14 protein-coding genes and 1 pseudogene are annotated in these 15,215 nt (G+C 64.8%); 2 read left to right on the top strand and 13 right to left on the bottom strand.

Going from position 1 to position 15,215, the window contains the following annotated elements; genetic code table 11:
• Window positions 1-10: 10 nt before the first annotated feature.
• A pseudogene (locus QX126_RS15425) lies at window positions 11-421 on the bottom strand (VOC family protein).
• 161 nt (window positions 422-582) lie between these two features.
• On the opposite strand from QX126_RS15425, the gene QX126_RS15420 reads away from it, so the two are divergent.
• Window positions 583-1,854 (top strand): TMEM143 family protein, encoded by a 1,272-nt coding sequence (locus tag QX126_RS15420; RefSeq protein WP_315782018.1) that lies wholly within the window; start codon window positions 583-585, stop codon window positions 1,852-1,854.
• Window positions 1,855-2,221: 367 nt separating this feature from the next.
• Here QX126_RS15420 and QX126_RS15415 read toward each other — a convergent pair whose 3' ends face one another.
• The 10 genes from QX126_RS15415 to pqqA form a co-directional block, all read right to left on the bottom strand.
• Window positions 2,222-3,277, bottom strand: a complete 1,056-nt coding sequence (locus tag QX126_RS15415; protein ID WP_315738644.1) for a 2-oxoacid:ferredoxin oxidoreductase subunit beta — start codon at window positions 3,275-3,277, stop codon at window positions 2,222-2,224.
• Between the two features lie 166 nt (window positions 3,278-3,443).
• Entirely contained in the window at window positions 3,444-5,294 is a 1,851-nt protein-coding gene (locus tag QX126_RS15410; RefSeq protein ID WP_315782017.1) for a 2-oxoacid:acceptor oxidoreductase subunit alpha, read from the bottom strand.
• On the bottom strand, window positions 5,264-7,063 hold the full coding sequence (locus tag QX126_RS15405) for an FAD-dependent oxidoreductase (protein WP_315782015.1): 1,800 nt from the start codon (window positions 7,061-7,063) through the stop codon (window positions 5,264-5,266). Before QX126_RS15405 ends, QX126_RS15410 begins: the two co-directional genes overlap by 31 nt.
• Window positions 7,064-7,400: 337 nt before the next feature.
• A complete protein-coding gene (locus tag QX126_RS15400; protein WP_315738641.1) occupies window positions 7,401-8,069 on the bottom strand; it encodes a DUF4286 family protein in 669 nt (222 codons plus the stop codon).
• A 178-nt stretch (window positions 8,070-8,247) separates the two neighbouring features.
• On the bottom strand, window positions 8,248-9,237 hold the full coding sequence (gene pip / locus QX126_RS15395) for a prolyl aminopeptidase (RefSeq protein ID WP_315738640.1): 990 nt from the start codon (window positions 9,235-9,237) through the stop codon (window positions 8,248-8,250).
• The gene (gene pqqE, locus QX126_RS15390; RefSeq protein ID WP_315782013.1) at window positions 9,230-10,426 is read right to left on the bottom strand and encodes a pyrroloquinoline quinone biosynthesis protein PqqE; all 1,197 of its coding nucleotides are present in this window, start codon (window positions 10,424-10,426) and stop codon (window positions 9,230-9,232) included. Before pqqE ends, pip begins: the two co-directional genes overlap by 8 nt.
• Window positions 10,423-10,731 carry a pyrroloquinoline quinone biosynthesis peptide chaperone PqqD gene (gene pqqD, locus QX126_RS15385; RefSeq protein ID WP_315738637.1) on the bottom strand — a complete coding sequence of 103 codons (309 nt, stop codon included), beginning with the start codon at window positions 10,729-10,731 and terminating at the stop codon, window positions 10,423-10,425. The genes pqqE and pqqD overlap by 4 nt, the downstream gene beginning before the upstream one ends.
• Window positions 10,732-10,937: 206 nt before the next feature.
• The gene (gene pqqC, locus QX126_RS15380) at window positions 10,938-11,693 is read right to left on the bottom strand and encodes a pyrroloquinoline-quinone synthase PqqC (RefSeq protein ID WP_409999103.1); all 756 of its coding nucleotides are present in this window, start codon (window positions 11,691-11,693) and stop codon (window positions 10,938-10,940) included.
• 20 nt (window positions 11,694-11,713) lie between these two features.
• Complete coding sequence (pqqB, locus tag QX126_RS15375) at window positions 11,714-12,643, bottom strand: pyrroloquinoline quinone biosynthesis protein PqqB (protein ID WP_315782009.1); 930 nt, start codon at window positions 12,641-12,643, stop codon at window positions 11,714-11,716.
• 215 nt (window positions 12,644-12,858) lie between these two features.
• Window positions 12,859-12,939: a pyrroloquinoline quinone precursor peptide PqqA gene (gene pqqA, locus QX126_RS15370; RefSeq protein ID WP_012029362.1), complete on the bottom strand. Its 81-nt coding sequence runs from the start codon at window positions 12,937-12,939 to the stop codon at window positions 12,859-12,861.
• A gap of 305 nt (window positions 12,940-13,244) precedes the next feature.
• On the opposite strand from pqqA, the gene QX126_RS15365 reads away from it, so the two are divergent.
• Window positions 13,245-13,502 carry a DUF6894 family protein gene (locus tag QX126_RS15365; protein ID WP_315718026.1) on the top strand — a complete coding sequence of 86 codons (258 nt, stop codon included), beginning with the start codon at window positions 13,245-13,247 and terminating at the stop codon, window positions 13,500-13,502.
• A 54-nt stretch (window positions 13,503-13,556) separates the two neighbouring features.
• On the opposite strand, the gene QX126_RS15360 is transcribed toward QX126_RS15365, so the two are convergent.
• Window positions 13,557-13,991: a group III truncated hemoglobin gene (locus QX126_RS15360; RefSeq protein ID WP_315782119.1), complete on the bottom strand. Its 435-nt coding sequence runs from the start codon at window positions 13,989-13,991 to the stop codon at window positions 13,557-13,559.
• Window positions 13,992-14,071: 80 nt separating this feature from the next.
• Entirely contained in the window at window positions 14,072-15,175 is a 1,104-nt protein-coding gene (locus QX126_RS15355) for a lactonase family protein (protein WP_315782007.1), read from the bottom strand.
• Window positions 15,176-15,215 lie beyond the last annotated feature (40 nt).

The raw sequence follows: 15,215 nt of genomic DNA, 5'->3' as shown, positions 1-15,215 counted from the left end.
CCGCCAAGCCTTAGATGTCCGCAAACACCTCGAGCAGATTGCCGTCGGGATCCCTGAAGAACAGCGTGCGGTGGCCGAAGGGCTGGTCCGTCGGCGGCTCCATGAGGGCGATGCCCTTGCCGGTCAGCTCGGCCGCGCAGCGGTCGACATCGTCGCGGGTCACCTTGAAGGCGAGCTGAAGCGATGCGCTCCCTGGCGGCGTCGGCTGGTCCGAGGCCAGCCGTTGCGGCCGGGCGAGCGCCAGCGTGTTGCTGCCGGCCTGGTACTCGATCCAGCCTTGTGACAGCTCGCGCAGCAGGGGAAAGCCCAGCACCTCCTCATAGAAGCGGCGCATCGCGGACTAGTCGCGCACCAGGATGACGGTGTAGTCGATGGCCCGGATGGCCCGGAACGGGGATGTCTGCTGTCCGGCGTCGGTCATGATCAGTCTCTCGTTCTGCAGGCGGGACCTGCAGCTTACGTGTTGCGGCGAGTGGCGTGAACGGGATCGGGGCGCTATGGTATGCGGGTTGGCCGGACGCGCCGGCCCGTGCAGCCGGATCGGCTGTCAATGGCGCAGATCGAAGCTCGGGCGTGAGAGGCGTGGTCGGACCAGGGAAGACGGCGGCGGCGGAGCGGCGGGACCGGTTCATTCCGTTGCGCAAGTCGGACATTCTTGATGGCCTGATCTCGAACGGCCATGTCGATGACGCCCAGGCCAGCGAGCTGCGGCAGCTGGCGCGTATGCTCGGCGCGATTCTGCACCATCAATATTTCGACGAGCTCGATTGGTTCCGCGACGCCTATTTCGACTTCGATCCCGAGGTGCCGGTCGGCCGCCGTCGATCGCCGGAGGATCTCGACGCGGCCTATCGCAGCCTCGCCGACGAAGTCGTGCGGGTGCTCGGCGAGGCCAATTTCATCGAGATCAGCCATGACGAGATCGAGCGCGCCTTTGCCGAGCATGCGCTGGTGCGGGTCAAGCTGAAGGCGCCGATCTCCGACTATCGTGCCGTACGGATGTTCCGGCGTGGCCAGCATCAGGAGACGATCGAGGTCCCCATGCTGTATGGGCTGCGACGGCGCAAGCATGAGATCGAGGTCTATGACGACATCGTGCTGATGGTCGCGACCAAGCCCGACGAGCCGGTCAAGAAGAAGAGCAAGGCCGCCGCCTGGCGCGGCCGCAACAAGATCCGCGGCGGCGCGGTGCTGTTCAAATATTTCCGCCACATCGCGCGCTTCGACCTCGAGGCGCTGCTGCCGAACGTCCGCGTCGTCATGGGCCTGCGCGAGCAACTGACGCTGGGCGTGCCGGCGCTGGTCGGCGGCGTACCGATCCTGCTCAAGCTGGCTTCGACCTTGACCGTGCTGTTCATCGTCGCCGGCTTCTATCTCGGCCTCAGCGGCACCGTGCACGACAACGACACCGAGCAGGCGCTGGCGGCGCTTTCGGGCCTGTTCGCGCTCGGCGCCTTCATCCTGCGGCAATGGGGCAACTTCCATCGCCAATCGCTGATCCATCAGAAGCAGGTCACCGACAACATCTACTTCCGCAACGTCAACAACAATTCCGGCATCTTCAACTATTTGATCGACGAGGCCGAGGACCAGGACTGGAAGGAAGCGATGCTGGCCTATGGCGGCCTGCTGCTGGCGTCGGTGCCGCTCTCGCGTGCCGCATTGGGCAGCCATGTCGAGGAGTTGCTGCAGCAGATGTTCGGGCTGGGTCGGGCGTTCAATATCGATGAGGCGCTGCTGCGGCTGCGCGAGTTTGGGCTTGTGAGTGGTGGCGACGACGCGCTCTCGGCGCTGCCGCTGCCAGAGGCGATCGCGCAGCTCGATCGCGTTTGGGCGAGCGCGCTGCGGGCGTAATCGTCATCAACGATGATGGGCCTCATGGTTCAAGACGCGCCTGCGGCGCTCCTCACGATGAGGAGCGAGGGCGCGGCTCACCAGGATATGCCGAGCTGTCGCAACGAACGATCTGCCAGTTAGTTACTCCGTCATGCCCGGGCTTGTCCCGGGCATCCACGTGGTTCTCAGCGTGCCGAACGACGTGGATGGCCGGGACAAGCCCGGCCATGACGTGGAGATAGAGAAGCGCAAAACTCCGATTGTGAAATGCGATAGCCCCGCCAGAAGCGGTCGCAATGCACTCCGCCCTCGTCCTGAGGAGCCCGCCGGAGGCAGGCGTCTCGAAGGACGGCTACAGAGCACACGCTCTCCACGCAGCGGTCTGCTAGCGCAGACTCGCATTGATCTTGTCGAGCGCGGCCTGTCCCGGACACAGATCCGCGGCCTCCAGTCGGTTGAGCGGCCGCTCCACCGTGTTGAGGTGGTTGTGCAGATCATCGGCTTCCGGATCGACATAGAGCAGGCCGGTCACGATCTGGCCTTGCGCGGCATGCTTCTGCAGGAAGGTCATGGCGCCGAGCCGGTCGTGCGGGTCGTAGTCGGCGTCGATCTTGCGCAGCGCCAGCCTGGAGCCGTCGTGCTGCTCGACGATCTGCACCGTGCCCGGATCCTGGTCGATCTCGATCGGATCGCGTCCGGTCAGCACGTCGAGCCGGTTCACGGCATCGTTGTGCTCGCGGACATAGTCGAAGCTCTTGGTTGAGCCGGCGTGATTGTTGAACGCGATGCATGGGCTGATGACGTCGATGAACGCCGCGCCCTTGTGCTGGATGGCGCCCTCGATGATCGGCACCAGCTGCTTCTTGTCGCCGGAGAAGGACCGCGCCACATAGGTGGCCCCGAGCTGCAGCGCGATGCCAACCAGGTCGATCGGATTGTCGGTGTTGGTGACGCCCTTCTTCGACTTCGACCCGCGGTCGGCGGTCGCCGAGAATTGGCCCTTGGTCAGGCCGTAGACACCATTGTTCTCGACGATATAGGTCATGTTCACGCCGCGCCGGATCGCGTGGGCGAACTGGCCGAAGCCGATCGAGGCGGAATCGCCGTCGCCGGAGACGCCGAGATAGATCAGCTCGCGGTTGGCGAGGTTGGCGCCGGTCAGCACCGAGGGCATGCGACCGTGCACGGTGTTGAAGCCGTGCGAATTGCCGAGGAAATAGTCCGGCGTCTTCGACGAGCAGCCGATGCCGGAGATTTTTGCCACGCGATGCGGCTCGATCGACAGCTCGAAGCAGGCCTCGATGATCGAGGCCGTGATCGAATCGTGGCCGCAGCCGGCGCAGAGGGTCGAAATCTTGCCCTCGTAGTCGCGATGGCTGTAGCCGAGCGCGTTCTTTTTGATGCCCGGATGCTGGAACTTAGGCTTTGCGATGTAGGTCATGAGAGCCTCGCATCACCCGGCATCGTAATGGCCGGGCTTGTCCCGGCCATCCACGTCGGGGCCGGGAGGAAAGACGTGGACGCCCGAGCCTTCGCCGCGCCGAAGCGGCTACGGCCGCGCAGGCGGGTCGAGCCCGGGCATGACGGCGGAGAGAGCGAAGAGCACGTCATGACACGGCCTTGCGCAGCGGGGTGACCTTGATGTGGTCCTGGTGGTCGCCGATCGCATCGGCGATGAAGCGCGCGGTGATCGGCGTGCCGTCATAATGCAGGATCGGCACCAGCCGGACCGGATCGATGCCGTTCTCCGTGACGATGAGCTGGCGCAGCTGGGCGTCGCGGTTCTGCTCGACCACATAGACGAAATCGTGCTCGGCGATGAAACTCGCCACGCTCGAATGGAACGGGAAGGCGCGGATGCGCAGGCGGTCGAGCTGGCAGCCGCGCGCCTCCAGCAGTCCGATTGCCTCGTCCATCGCCGGCGCGGTCGAGCCGAAATAGATCACGCCATATCTCGTCGGCTTGCTCGCATTGGCCTGCAGCGGCCGCGGCACCATGTCTTGCGCGGTCTGGAACTTGCGCAGCAGGCGCTGCACGTTGTCGGCATAGACGGCGCCTTCCTCGGAATAGCGCGCGTAGCGGTCACGCGACGTGCCGCGGGTGAAGTAGGAGCCCTTCGTCGGATGCGTGCCGGGGTAGGTGCGGAACGGAATGCCGTCGCCGTCGACGTCGAGATAGCGGCCGAAGTCGCGGCCTTCCTCCAGCATCTCCGCCGTCATCACCTTGCCGCGGTCATACTGCTTGGCATCGTCCCACTTCAGCGGTCTGCACAGCCGCTGGTTCATGCCGATGTCGAGGTCGAGCATCAGGAAGATCGTGGTCTGCAGCCGCTCGGCAAGATCGAACGCCGCAGCGGCAAACTCGAACGCCTCGGCCGGATCTTCGGGGAACAGCATCACGTGCTTGGTATCACCGTGCGAGGCATAGCCGCAGGCGATCAGGTCGCATTGCTGCGTCCGCGTCGGCATGCCGGTCGAGGGGCCGGCGCGCTGCACGTTCATGATCACGGCCGGGATCTCGGCAAAGTAGGACAGGCCGATGAACTCGGTCATCAGCGAAACGCCGGGGCCCGATGTCGTGGTAAAGGCGCGGGCGCCGTTCCAGGACGCGCCGACCACCATGCCGATCGAGGCGAGCTCGTCCTCGGCCTGCACGATCGCGTATTTGGCCTGCCCGGTTTCCGGATCGTGCCGCAGTTTCTTGCAGTGGTTGCTGAACGCTTCGGCCAGCGAAGACGACGGCGTGATCGGGTACCAGGCGCAGACCGTGGCGCCGCCATAGACGGCGCCCAGCGCGGCGGCGTTGTTGCCCTCGATGAAAATGCGGTCGCCGACCTTGTCGGCCTTCTTGATGCGCAGGCCGATCGGGCATTTCAAATTCTGCAGCGCCCAGTCGCGGCCGAGATGCAGCGCGTGGACATTGGAGGAGAGCAGCTTCTCCTTGCCCTTGTACTGCTCGCCGATCAATTGCTCGATCAGCTTCGGATCCATGTCGAGCAGCGCTGAGAGCGCGCCCAGATAGATGATGTTCTTGAACAGCTGGCGCTGGCGCGGATCCGAATAGGTCGAGTTGGTGATCGCGGTCAACGGGACGCCGATGACGGTGATGTCGTCGCGGAACTTGGTTGCCGGCATCGGCTTGGTGGAATCGTAGAACAGATAGCCGCCCGGCGCGATACCGGCGACGTCCTTGTCCCAGGTCTGCGGGTTCATCGCCACCATCAAATCAGTGCCGCCGCCGCGCGCGCCGAGATGGCCCGCTTCGGTGACGCGCACCTCGTACCAGGTCGGCAGGCCCTGGATGTTCGACGGGAAGATGTTGCGTGGGCTCACCGGCACGCCGTGACGGAGCACGGCGCGCGCGAACAGCTCATTGGCGCTGGCCGAGCCGGAGCCGTTGACGTTGGCGAAGCGGACGACGAAGTCGTTTACGCTGCTGAGCGGCGCTTGCTGGGACATGCGTTACCTGCGTGGGTCGTCTCGATGAAATATTTCTGCATGTCCCACGCACCGGTGGGGCAGCGTTCGGCGCATAGGCCGCAATGGAGGCAGACGTCCTCGTCCTTCACCATCACGCGCCCGGTCTTCAGATCCGAGGACACGTAGAGGCTCTGGTCGGGATGCAGCGAGGGCGCCTTCAGCCGCGCGCGCAGATCCGCCTCCTCGCCATTGTCGGTGAAGGTGATGCAATCCATCGGACAGATGTCGGCGCAGGCGTCGCATTCGATGCACAGCGTGTCGGAGAACACCGTCTGCACGTCGCAATTCAGGCAGCGATGCGCCTCGCCGAGCGCGAGCTTGACGTCGTAGCCGAGCTCGACCTCGGTGCGGATGTCCTTCAGCGCCACGACCTTGTCACGATGCGGCACCTTGAAGCGCTTCTCGGAGGAGATGTCGTTGTCATAGCTCCATTCATGAATGCCCATTTTCTGCGAGGAGATGTGCACCTCGGGCAGCGGGCGCTCGGTGATGTCCTCGCCGGAGAGCAGGCGATGGATCGACAGCGCGGCCTCGTGGCCCTGTGCGACCGCCCAGATGATGTTCTTCGGCCCGAACGCGGCGTCGCCACCGAAGAACACCTTTGGATTGGTCGAGACGAAGGTGGTCGGATCGACCTTGGGCATGTGCCGCTTGTCGAATTCGATGCCGCAATCGGCTTCGATCCAGGGGAATGCGTTCTCCTGGCCGACGGCGACCAGCACGTCGTCGCACGGATAGGTCTCGTCGGGCTCGCCGGACGGCACCAGCGAGCGTCCGCCGTTGGCGTCATATTCCGCCTTCACCTTCTGGAAGGTCATGCCGGTCAGCTTGCCGGCGGCATGGTGGAACGCGATCGGAACGAGATAATTGAGGATCGGAATGTCCTCGTGCAGCGCGTCCTCCTTCTCCCACGGAGACGCCTTCATCTCCTCGAAGCCGGAGCGCACGATGACCTTGACGTCTTCGCCGCCGAGCCGGCGCGCCGTACGGCAGCAATCCATCGCGGTGTTGCCGCCGCCGAGCACGATCACGCGCTTGCCTATCTTGTCGGTGTGGCCAAACGAGACGCCGGATAGCCAGTCGATGCCGAGATGGATGTTGGCCGCCGCTTCCTCCCGACCTGGAATGTTCAGCTCCCGGCCCCGCGGCGCGCCGGAGCCGATGAAGACGGCATCATAGTTCTCGGCCAGCAGCTTCTTGAGGCTGTCGATACGATGGCCGGCCTTGTAGTCGACGCCGAGGCTGAGCACGTAGCCCGTCTCCTCGTCGATGACGCTGTCGGGCAGGCGGAACTTGGGAATCTGCGAGCGCATCATGCCGCCGGGCTTGGGATCGGCGTCGAACACGGTGCAGTGATAGCCGAGCGGCGCGAGATCGCGCGCCACGGTCAGCGACGCCGGGCCGCCGCCGACCAGCGCGATGCGCCGGCCGTTCTTCGGGGCAGGGCGCGGCATGCGCTGATGGACGTCGTCCTTGAAATCGGCCGCAACGCGCTTGAGGCGGCAGATCGCGACCGGGCTTTCCTCGACGCGCCCACGTCGGCAGGCGGGCTCGCAAGGGCGATCGCAAGTGCGTCCGAGAATGCCCGGGAATACATTCGATTTCCAATTGATCATGTAGGCGTCGCTGTAGCGACCCTCGGCGATCAGGCGGATGTATTCGGGGACCGGAGTGTGTGCGGGACAAGCCCATTGGCAATCGACTACTTTGTGAAAGTAGTCGGGGGCCGAGATATCAGTCGCTCTCATTCATACCCTGTCCGCGCGGCGAACCATGAGCGCGCGGCCTTCCTGACGTGAGGACGACTGCTTGTTCAGGATCGGCTGGGGATCGATTGGGAGTCCGGAGCAGGTCCTGTTCGTCGCCCTTCTGTTTTTTGAATGGCTCAATTGAATAGTCCTATCAGACTAGAGCCATTCCAAGGCGCACACAAAGGCAAATTTGCAAAGCTGCCCTTCGTGCACAGTGTGCGGCGCCGCATTGCGGGCGTGATGCTGCCATCGAATTTGTTGCGTTGCGGCATTGTGGCGAGCGGCTGCATCTGCCGGTTGCACGCTCGCGTCATTGATGCAGAACAATGCGCGCTCAGCCAGAGGCGATGTCCGCGCGGCTCAGGTCCCACATCAGCCTGTAGATGCCGGCCGAGATCTGCGTCGCCAGCGGACCGTCGATCGCCGCGAAGCGCGTGGTCATCAAGGTCGCGATGGCATGACTGTCGGTGCCGTCGATGAGGATGAACCAGTCGGCATCGCGTGAGCTCGCAGGAACCCCGGCTGCCGGACCGGAGAGATCAGCATCGCCCTCGAGCAGGTGCATCGAGATGACGCCCTTGACCTCGCTCGGATCGAGCTCGATCTGCAGCGCGTCGCGCAGCGCCCCGTCCTGTCCCGGCTTCGGCCGCAGGCGGATGATGCCGAGCACCGCGCCGCGACCGGCGCCGATCGAGATCGTGATGCGCGCGACGCTGCGGATCATGTTCTTGAACCGCGCCATCACTGCCTTCGACCATTCCGTCGGCGACTCGAGCCGGGCGCGATAGGGCGCGCTGTCGAGCACGTCGATCGTCTCGGTCGAATACAGGCAGAGATATTTCGGGCTGCCCTGCTCGGCGACATAGCGCCGCGCCTCGATGAAGCCGGGGATGGCCACGCGCTCTTCGAGATGCTCGCTGTCATACCAGCGGTTGAAGTCGGCTTCGTCAGCGGCATCGATGTTCATCGATGTCAACAGCATGCCTTTCCCGGCGATGGGCATTGCAGATGTCCTTGTTTGGCGGCCAATTCCTCATGGTGAGGAGCGCCCCTCGGGCGCGTCTCGCGGACAATGCTTGCGCATTGCCTGGTGAACCATGAGGTCGGGATGGATCGGCCTCATCCTTCGAGACGCCATGCTGCGCATGGCTCCTCAGGAATGAGGGGAGACGATCACATGTTTAAGGCGCGGTCGTGCGCTTAGCCATGTCGGAGATGGCTTTCATGACCGCATCGCGGATGCCGGGGTCATAAAGATTGTGACCTGCGGCTTCGACGACACGGATTTCGGCGTCGCGCCACACCTCCGCCAGCCGTGCCGAGGTCGCTGGCGGACAAAGCAGGTCGTAGCGGCCCTGCACGATGATTCCGGGAATCCCGCTGAGACTGTTCGCATTGCGCAGCAACTGGTCCGGCGCCATGAAGCTGTCGTGCGAGAAATAGTGCGCCTCCATGAACGGCGTCGCCGGCAAGGCGGTGCCGGAGCGGATGGCGAGGCGGTCGAGCCGGGCGCGCGCGGGCTTCACCTCGGACAGCGCGCGCTCGGTATCGTGCCAGGCGCGGGCGGCAGGGCCATGGATCGCCGGATCGGGATCGAGGATGCGCCGGAAGTAGGCGTCGCACGGATCGGCGTGTTCGTTCTCCGGCAGCAGCTCCAGAAAGTCGCGGTGCAGGGCCGGGTGAAAGCGCGCCAGCGTCTCGCCGAAGGCGGTCGCCACCTCCGCGCGGGTGCCGAAAAAGGTCGCGCGCAACACCAGGCCCGTGACGCGCGTCGGGTGCGCCTGCGCATAAGCCAGCGCCAAGGTGGCGCCCCAGGAGCCGCCGGCGACGATCCAGCGCTCGAAACCGAATCTTTCGCGGATCGCCTCCATGTCGGCGATCAGGTCGGGCAGGGTGTTGTTGTCGCGGCTGCGTGCAGGACGCGAGCGGCCGGCGCCGCGCTGGTCGAACAGCACGGCGTGGAAGCGCTCGGGATCGAACAGCCGGCGGTGATCCGGCTGGCAGCCGGAGCCCGGCCCGCCATGCAGATAGACGGCGGGAATGCCGCCCGCACGGCCACTGCTCTCGACATAGATCTGGTGACCGCCGGAGACATCCAGCCATTCCGACGTCAGCGGGATGAACGGATCGCTGCGGTGCGCGGAGGCGCGGCCGGCTTCGGCGTCAGGCATCGTTGCCGTTCTCCGGCGTGCCGCCGGCGAAGTTGCGATACAGGAATCGGTCCTGGCCCGAGGCCGCGTCACGCTCGGCCTGCTTGAAGATGCTCTCGTGTAGCGGGGACAAGGTGCAGGCCGGATCGGTGTTGGCGGCGTCGCCGGTCAGCGCGAACGCCTGGCAGCGGCAGCCGCCGAAATCAATCTCGCGGAACTCGCAGGATTTGCACGGCTCCTTCATCCAGCCGGTGCCGCGGTAGCGGTTGAAGGCCTCGGAGTTCTGCCAGATCCAGGCGATCGAATGGTTCGAACGCACCGACATGAAGTCGAGCCCGGTGATGCTCTCGGCGGCGTGGCAGGGCAGGATCTTGCCCGAGGGCGAGATGTTGAAGAACTGCCGGCCCCAGCCGCCCATGCACTTCTTCGGCCGCAGCGCGTAATAGTCCGGCACCACATAGTCGATGGTCAGCGTGCCCTTCAGCCGCTCGCGGGCCTCCTCGACGAGGCGGTCGGTCTCCTCCAACTGGGCATAGGTCGGCATCAGGCTGGCGCGGTTCTTCAGCGCCCAGCCGTAATACTGCACGTTGGCGACCTCGAGCCGGTCGGCGTCGAGATCGACCGCCATCCGGATGATATCAGGCAGCTGATGCAGGTTCTGCCGGTGCATCACGGCGTTGACCGTCAGCGGCAGCTCGAGCTCGCGGGTCCAGCGCGCGACCTCGAGCTTCTTGACGTGGCCGCCCTTGTAGCCGCCGACGCGGTCGGCGATGCCGGCCTCGCTGCCCTGGAAGCTGATCTGGACATGGGACAGCCCGGCATCGGCCAGCTCCTTCAGCCGCTCGCGGGTCAGCAGCACGGCCGAGGTGATCAGATTGGTGTAGAGACCGACGTCGTTGGCATGCTGCACCAGCTCGACCAGATCCTTGCGCGCGGTCGGCTCGCCGCCGGAGAAGTGGATCTGCAGCACGCCGATCTCGGCGAGCTCCGACAGCACCTTCTTCCACTCCGCCGTCGTCAGCTCCTGCCCGGCGCGATCGAGCTCCAGCGGGTTGGAGCAATAGGGGCATTGCAGCGGACAGCGATGCGTCAGCTCGGCCAGCACGGCGAGCGGGATGCCGTAGGTCTCGGCCGTGGAGCCGCGCCGCTCCAGCACGGCAAGGCCGTCATTCGCGTCGATCTGCGGCGTCGTCTCGGTGAGCTCGGTCATGATGTCGTCTCCCGAACCTCGGTGAGAAATCCCTTGTCGGCGAGATCCTGCAGCATGGCGACGACGTCGGTCGCGATGACGTCGCGGGGCGCGGCATATTTCGCCGCGAGATCATCGATGATGCCGGCGACGGCGCGCGCGCCGTCGCACAGCTTGAGCACCTCGACCGCGATCTCGTCCGGCGCCAGCACGCGCTCAGGGGCGAGGATGACCCAGACCTGGCGCGTCTCGTCGAACTTCAGCTTGGTGTGTCGCGGCAGCACCACGCGGCTGGTCTCGGTGACTTGGATGTGACGCGGAGCCATGGCGGGTCTCTAAGTCGTGTAGTCGTGAAGAAGCACGGTGGCCGCGCAGAGCACGATGCCACTCCCCTCCCCCTTGCGGGGAGGGGTCGGGGGTGGGGGTCCCAGCAAAGACTTCCCGTGTGGACCCCCCACCCCAACCCTCCCCCGCAAGGGGGGAGGGAGTGCACCGTTCGCGGTACGAGAACGGTGGTTCAAACGGGACACGGCTACCCCTCCTTCGGCACGAAGGCGCCGGGCGGGATGTTGCCCTCGACATAGGCGTAATACAGTGCGTCGAGCTGCACCCACAGCACGTTGGTCTTGAAGATCAGCGCGTTGCACACGGCGGCGCGCTGCTCCGGCGTGGTGGCGTGCTCCCTGACGTAATGCAGCGCGAAATTGGCGTCGCGCGGCGCCTGGGTGAGACGCCGCTTGAAGTAGCTCATCGTGTCGTTGTTGACGAAATTGTAGTGCTCGAGCATGCCCGAGATACGCTCTTCATGGATGCTCGGCGCGAACAGCTCGGTCAGCGACGAGGCGATCGCCTCCAGCGGCGAGCGGTCGCGGCAGAAATGCACATAGGCTTCGACCGCGAAACGGGTAGCGGGCAGGATGCCCTCGGTGGATTCGACATAGTCCGTGTCGAGGCCGAGGCCCTCCGTGAGCTTGATCCAGCGCTCGATGCCGCCTTCGCTGCCGATATCGCCATCATGATCCTCGATGCGGTGCCGCCATTCCAGCCGGGTGGCGCGATCGCGGAAGCGCGTCATCACCATCGCGTCTTTGATTGGGATCGTCGACTGGTAATAGTAGCGGTTCAGCGCCCAGGCCTGCACCTGGCCCTTGTTCAGCTTGCCGCCGTGCAGCAGCTTATGAAACGGGTGCAGGTTGTGATAGCGCGTCGCGCCGATATGGCGAAGTGCCGCTTCCAGCTCGCTGGCACTGTTCAAGGTCACGCCCTTGCCGACCGACAGCGCCGTCATTCCACTCAGTTTCGCCTCACTCACAGCTCGATCTCCATCCCTTCAGCGGGGATTTCCCATCCCTCGCGTTCCAACGTTTGCCGCTCGGGTGAGGCGTGCAGCCACGCCGGATTGGAGTTGTTGATGTGCAGGAAGACCTTCCTGCCGATCCCGATATCCGCCAGCGACTTGATCGCGCCGCTTTCTCCGGACATCGCGATATGTCCCATGCTCTGCCCGGTCTTGTTGCCGAGTCCGGCCTGGATCATCTCGTCGTCGCGCCACACCGTGCCGTCGAACAGCACCAGGGGCGCGCCCTTCAATCTCGTTCTCAGATCATCGTCGACGCCGGCACAGGCGGCGATGACGTAGCAATACTGGCCGCCTTCGAGATCGGCAATCTTCAGGCCCAGCGTGTCGCCGGTCGAGGAGCTGCCGCCGGGATGCTGCTTGTCGCGCAGATACCACGCGCTCGTTCCCGAGACGGCGAAGGCCGTGACCTCCAGGCCCGAGGGCCTGCCGTCCTGCAAAAGCGGCCGGAACGGCACGTCGATCACGATCGGCACGCGCTTGACGGTCTCGTCCTTCAGCACATCGAAGATGTTGTTCGATCTGAGGATCGCAAGCACCTTGGGATGCGCATGGATCGAAAATGGCGAGCTCTCGCGCATCGACAGCAGCCCCGTGACCGCGTCGATCTCGCCATTGGTCAGGATCACGCCGGCGATCGGGCTGTGGCGCAAGGCGCCGGGCTTCGGATGCAATTGCGGCGTTCGGGTGACCTGCTGACGCAGATCGGGCGAGGCGTTGATCAGGAACCAGTTGGCGTCATCGGCGCTGACCGCAACCGAGGCCTGGCTGTTGCTGATCTCGGGATGATCCGTGCGCGCGGCACGGCACACGGCGCAGCCGCAATTCCACTGCGGCACTCCACCGCCTGCGGCGGCGCCCAGGACGACGAGGCGAAGCATGAGCCGTCTCCTGGAATTCAGCTGTGGTGGCGCACGCGATTACCAGCGGCAGGATGACCGACAGGCAAGCTGACCAACGGCCAGGATCGCCCGCAGGGAAGGTGACGAGGGTGGGACATCCGACCCGCGTACGGGCTGGCACATACGCGGTCGCTGATCCCCACCCTCAAGCGTCGACGTCCTGATCGCCGAGACCTGGACGTCACACCCGCGAATTATTTGCGGGCCGCGCAGGCGTACATGTTGATTTCCATGCCGACCGGCACTTCAACGATCTTCGGTGCTTTCCAGGCCATTGTCCTCTCCTTCAAGACGGGACGGTTATCGTCCTCAGCATTAAACTACCGTGCTACGAAAAGTTCGCCAGTGGAATCTTTTTGTTTGAGCCTCTCAGGCCTGTTTATTGCAGTGCGAAGTTGCAGATGCGAGTTGCTGCCGTTTTCGTCGGATTGAGCCGCGAAAACAACGAATTCGTGATCGATGGCTTCGCAACGCCGTACAATTCGGTCCCTAGCTTGAGGGGCTGAGCTGGCCGGATGAAGCAGTCGTGAGATGTTCGAGACTTCAAAACCCAAGCGCGCGACCCCATTGGAAGCTGATGATGCCTAGATATTTCTTCAACACACGGATCGGCGAGGAACTGGTCTCCGATACCGACGGCGAGGTGCTGCGCAGTCCCGACCGCGCCTGGGAAGTCGCGCGCGACATGATCAAGGAACTGCTGCGTACCGAAGGCGGCAACGCGGCGCTGATGACGGCCGTCATCGAGGTCACCGACGAGGACGGCGAGATCGTGCTGGAGTTCCCGTTCTCCGAAGCGATCTTCAACATGCCGGCGCAATCGATGACGCGCCATTGAGCGCAGAGCGGCCGCATCGCCGCTCCTCGAACGCTCGCATGTTTGCAGCCGAGGTCAGACCGAATGGCGCGGGCGCGCGATGTCGCCGCGCGTGCTGGCGATGCCCATCTCGAAGCTGTCGGCGATGCGGCGGGCGCGGACGATGAAGAGCTCCGCGAGTTCCGGCGCGAGAAGGTCCTTCGCCGTCGCCTCGAACAGTTGCAGCCAGCGGTCGAAATGCGGCCCCTGCAACGACAGCAACAGATGCGGCCGCATCGGCGCGCCGGTGTAGCGGCCCGTCTTCAGGAACATCGACGACCAGAAATCGCTGATCCTGCCGATATGTTCGTCCCAATCCTCCACCGCACGGTTGAAGATCGGGCCGATCAGCTCGTCCTCCCGTGCGCGCCCGTAGAAGGTCTCGACCAGCAGGCGGATCGAGGCGTCGTCGAGTTCCGGATGTTGAACGGCGAGGGGATGGCGGTCGGGCTGGGCGGCAGGCATGGTCATGCGCTGTATATAGGGGATGATAGCGCCGGTGGAAACGCCGGGGCCGCCACTCACGATCTCGCGGCGGCCCTGGCGTTCGGTCACGGCAGGCTGACGAACTCCACCCAGTTTGGCTTCTTGCCCACGGCGTAGGATTTCAGCTTCTCCAGTGCGCCGCCGGCGGCGTCGATCCGATACACCGTCATGCCGTTCGACAGCTCGCCGACGGCGGCGAGATAGCGCCCGGCGGGATCGATGGCGAAGCCGCGCGGCTGGGTCTCGGTCGGCACGCTGCCGATCAGGCTCAGGCGCCCGCTGGCCGCATCGACCTTGAAGCCGGCAATCGTGTTCGAGCCGCGTTCCGAGGCGTAGAGGAACTTGCCGTCAGGCGTCACGTGAAGATCGGCCGCCCAGGGTTTGCCGGTGAAGCCGGCGGGCAGGGCGGTGGTGCGCTGCTGCTCGCTCCAGCTGCCTTTCTCGGCATCATAGGCATAGACGGCGAGATCGGCGTTGAGCTCGTGCAGGAGGTAGATGAACTTGCCGTTCGGGTGGAAGATGAAGTGGCGCGGCCCTGACTTCTCCGGCGTCTTCACCGTCAGCGCATCCTTGGCCGTTAGCGCGCCGGTGGCGGCGTCGAAGGCGAAGCCGAGCACCTGGTCGGAGCCGAGATTGGTCGCGAACACGAAGCGGTTGTCGGGCGAGGGCAGGAAGGCATGGGCGTTCAGCCCGGTCGGGAGCACCTGGCTCGGCGCGGCGACGACGCCATTGGCCTGGACCGGATTCACCGCGACCTTGTTGCCGCCATAGGACGCGCTGAACAGCACCTTGCCGGTGCGGTCGAAGGCGATGTTGGCCATGCTGTCGGCGAGCGGGCCGTTGCCGAGATGCGTGAGCTGGCCGGTCTTGGCATCGATCGCGAAGCTTTCCGCCTGGAACGGCTGCGACCGCACACCGGCGATCAGCACCCGCTTGTCCGGGCTGACCGCGAGCGGGGTCGACGAGCCCGGCTTGTCGACGCCGACGAAGGAAGCCGTCTGCACCGGGGTCATCTCGCCGGTCGCAGCATCGAATTTCAAGACGCTGATGTCGTTGCTGTCGGCATTGCCGACATAGGCGTAGGTCTCGGCGTGGCCTGCGCGCGGCGCCAGCGTTGCTGCAGCGGCGAGAACGAATGTAGCGGCCATGATGGTGCCCGGTCTGATCATGTGGTTTCCCCCTTCGTGATGTTGTTGCTTGAGGTCTTAA

Source organism: Bradyrhizobium sp. SZCCHNPS1003 (assembly GCF_032381555.1).
Taxonomy (GTDB): domain Bacteria; phylum Pseudomonadota; class Alphaproteobacteria; order Rhizobiales; family Xanthobacteraceae; genus Bradyrhizobium.
The sequence above is the reverse complement of the archived record's forward strand: the minus strand, read 5'-3'. Positions and strand labels throughout refer to the sequence as shown.

What these genes read in the sequence shown, in the direction of transcription:
- QX126_RS15415 (WP_315738644.1), bottom strand. Translation starts at nt 3,277, where the DNA reads ATGACCTACATCGCAAAGCCTAAGTTCCAGCATCCGGGCATCAAAAAG.
- QX126_RS15410 (WP_315782017.1), bottom strand. Translation starts at nt 5,294, where the DNA reads ATGTCCCAGCAAGCGCCGCTCAGCAGCGTAAACGACTTCGTCGTCCGC.
- QX126_RS15405 (WP_315782015.1), bottom strand. Translation starts at nt 7,063, where the DNA reads ATGAGAGCGACTGATATCTCGGCCCCCGACTACTTTCACAAAGTAGTC.
- QX126_RS15400 (WP_315738641.1), bottom strand. Translation starts at nt 8,069, where the DNA reads ATGCCCATCGCCGGGAAAGGCATGCTGTTGACATCGATGAACATCGAT.
- pip (WP_315738640.1), bottom strand. Translation starts at nt 9,237, where the DNA reads ATGCCTGACGCCGAAGCCGGCCGCGCCTCCGCGCACCGCAGCGATCCG.
- pqqE (WP_315782013.1), bottom strand. Translation starts at nt 10,426, where the DNA reads ATGACCGAGCTCACCGAGACGACGCCGCAGATCGACGCGAATGACGGC.
- pqqD (WP_315738637.1), bottom strand. Translation starts at nt 10,731, where the DNA reads ATGGCTCCGCGTCACATCCAAGTCACCGAGACCAGCCGCGTGGTGCTG.
- pqqC (WP_409999103.1), bottom strand. Translation starts at nt 11,693, where the DNA reads ATGACGGCGCTGTCGGTCGGCAAGGGCGTGACCTTGAACAGTGCCAGC.
- pqqB (WP_315782009.1), bottom strand. Translation starts at nt 12,643, where the DNA reads ATGCTTCGCCTCGTCGTCCTGGGCGCCGCCGCAGGCGGTGGAGTGCCG.
- pqqA (WP_012029362.1), bottom strand. Translation starts at nt 12,939, where the DNA reads ATGGCCTGGAAAGCACCGAAGATCGTTGAAGTGCCGGTCGGCATGGAA.
- QX126_RS15365 (WP_315718026.1), top strand. Translation starts at nt 13,245, where the DNA reads ATGCCTAGATATTTCTTCAACACACGGATCGGCGAGGAACTGGTCTCC.
- QX126_RS15360 (WP_315782119.1), bottom strand. Translation starts at nt 13,991, where the DNA reads ATGACCATGCCTGCCGCCCAGCCCGACCGCCATCCCCTCGCCGTTCAA.
- QX126_RS15355 (WP_315782007.1), bottom strand. Translation starts at nt 15,175, where the DNA reads ATGATCAGACCGGGCACCATCATGGCCGCTACATTCGTTCTCGCCGCT.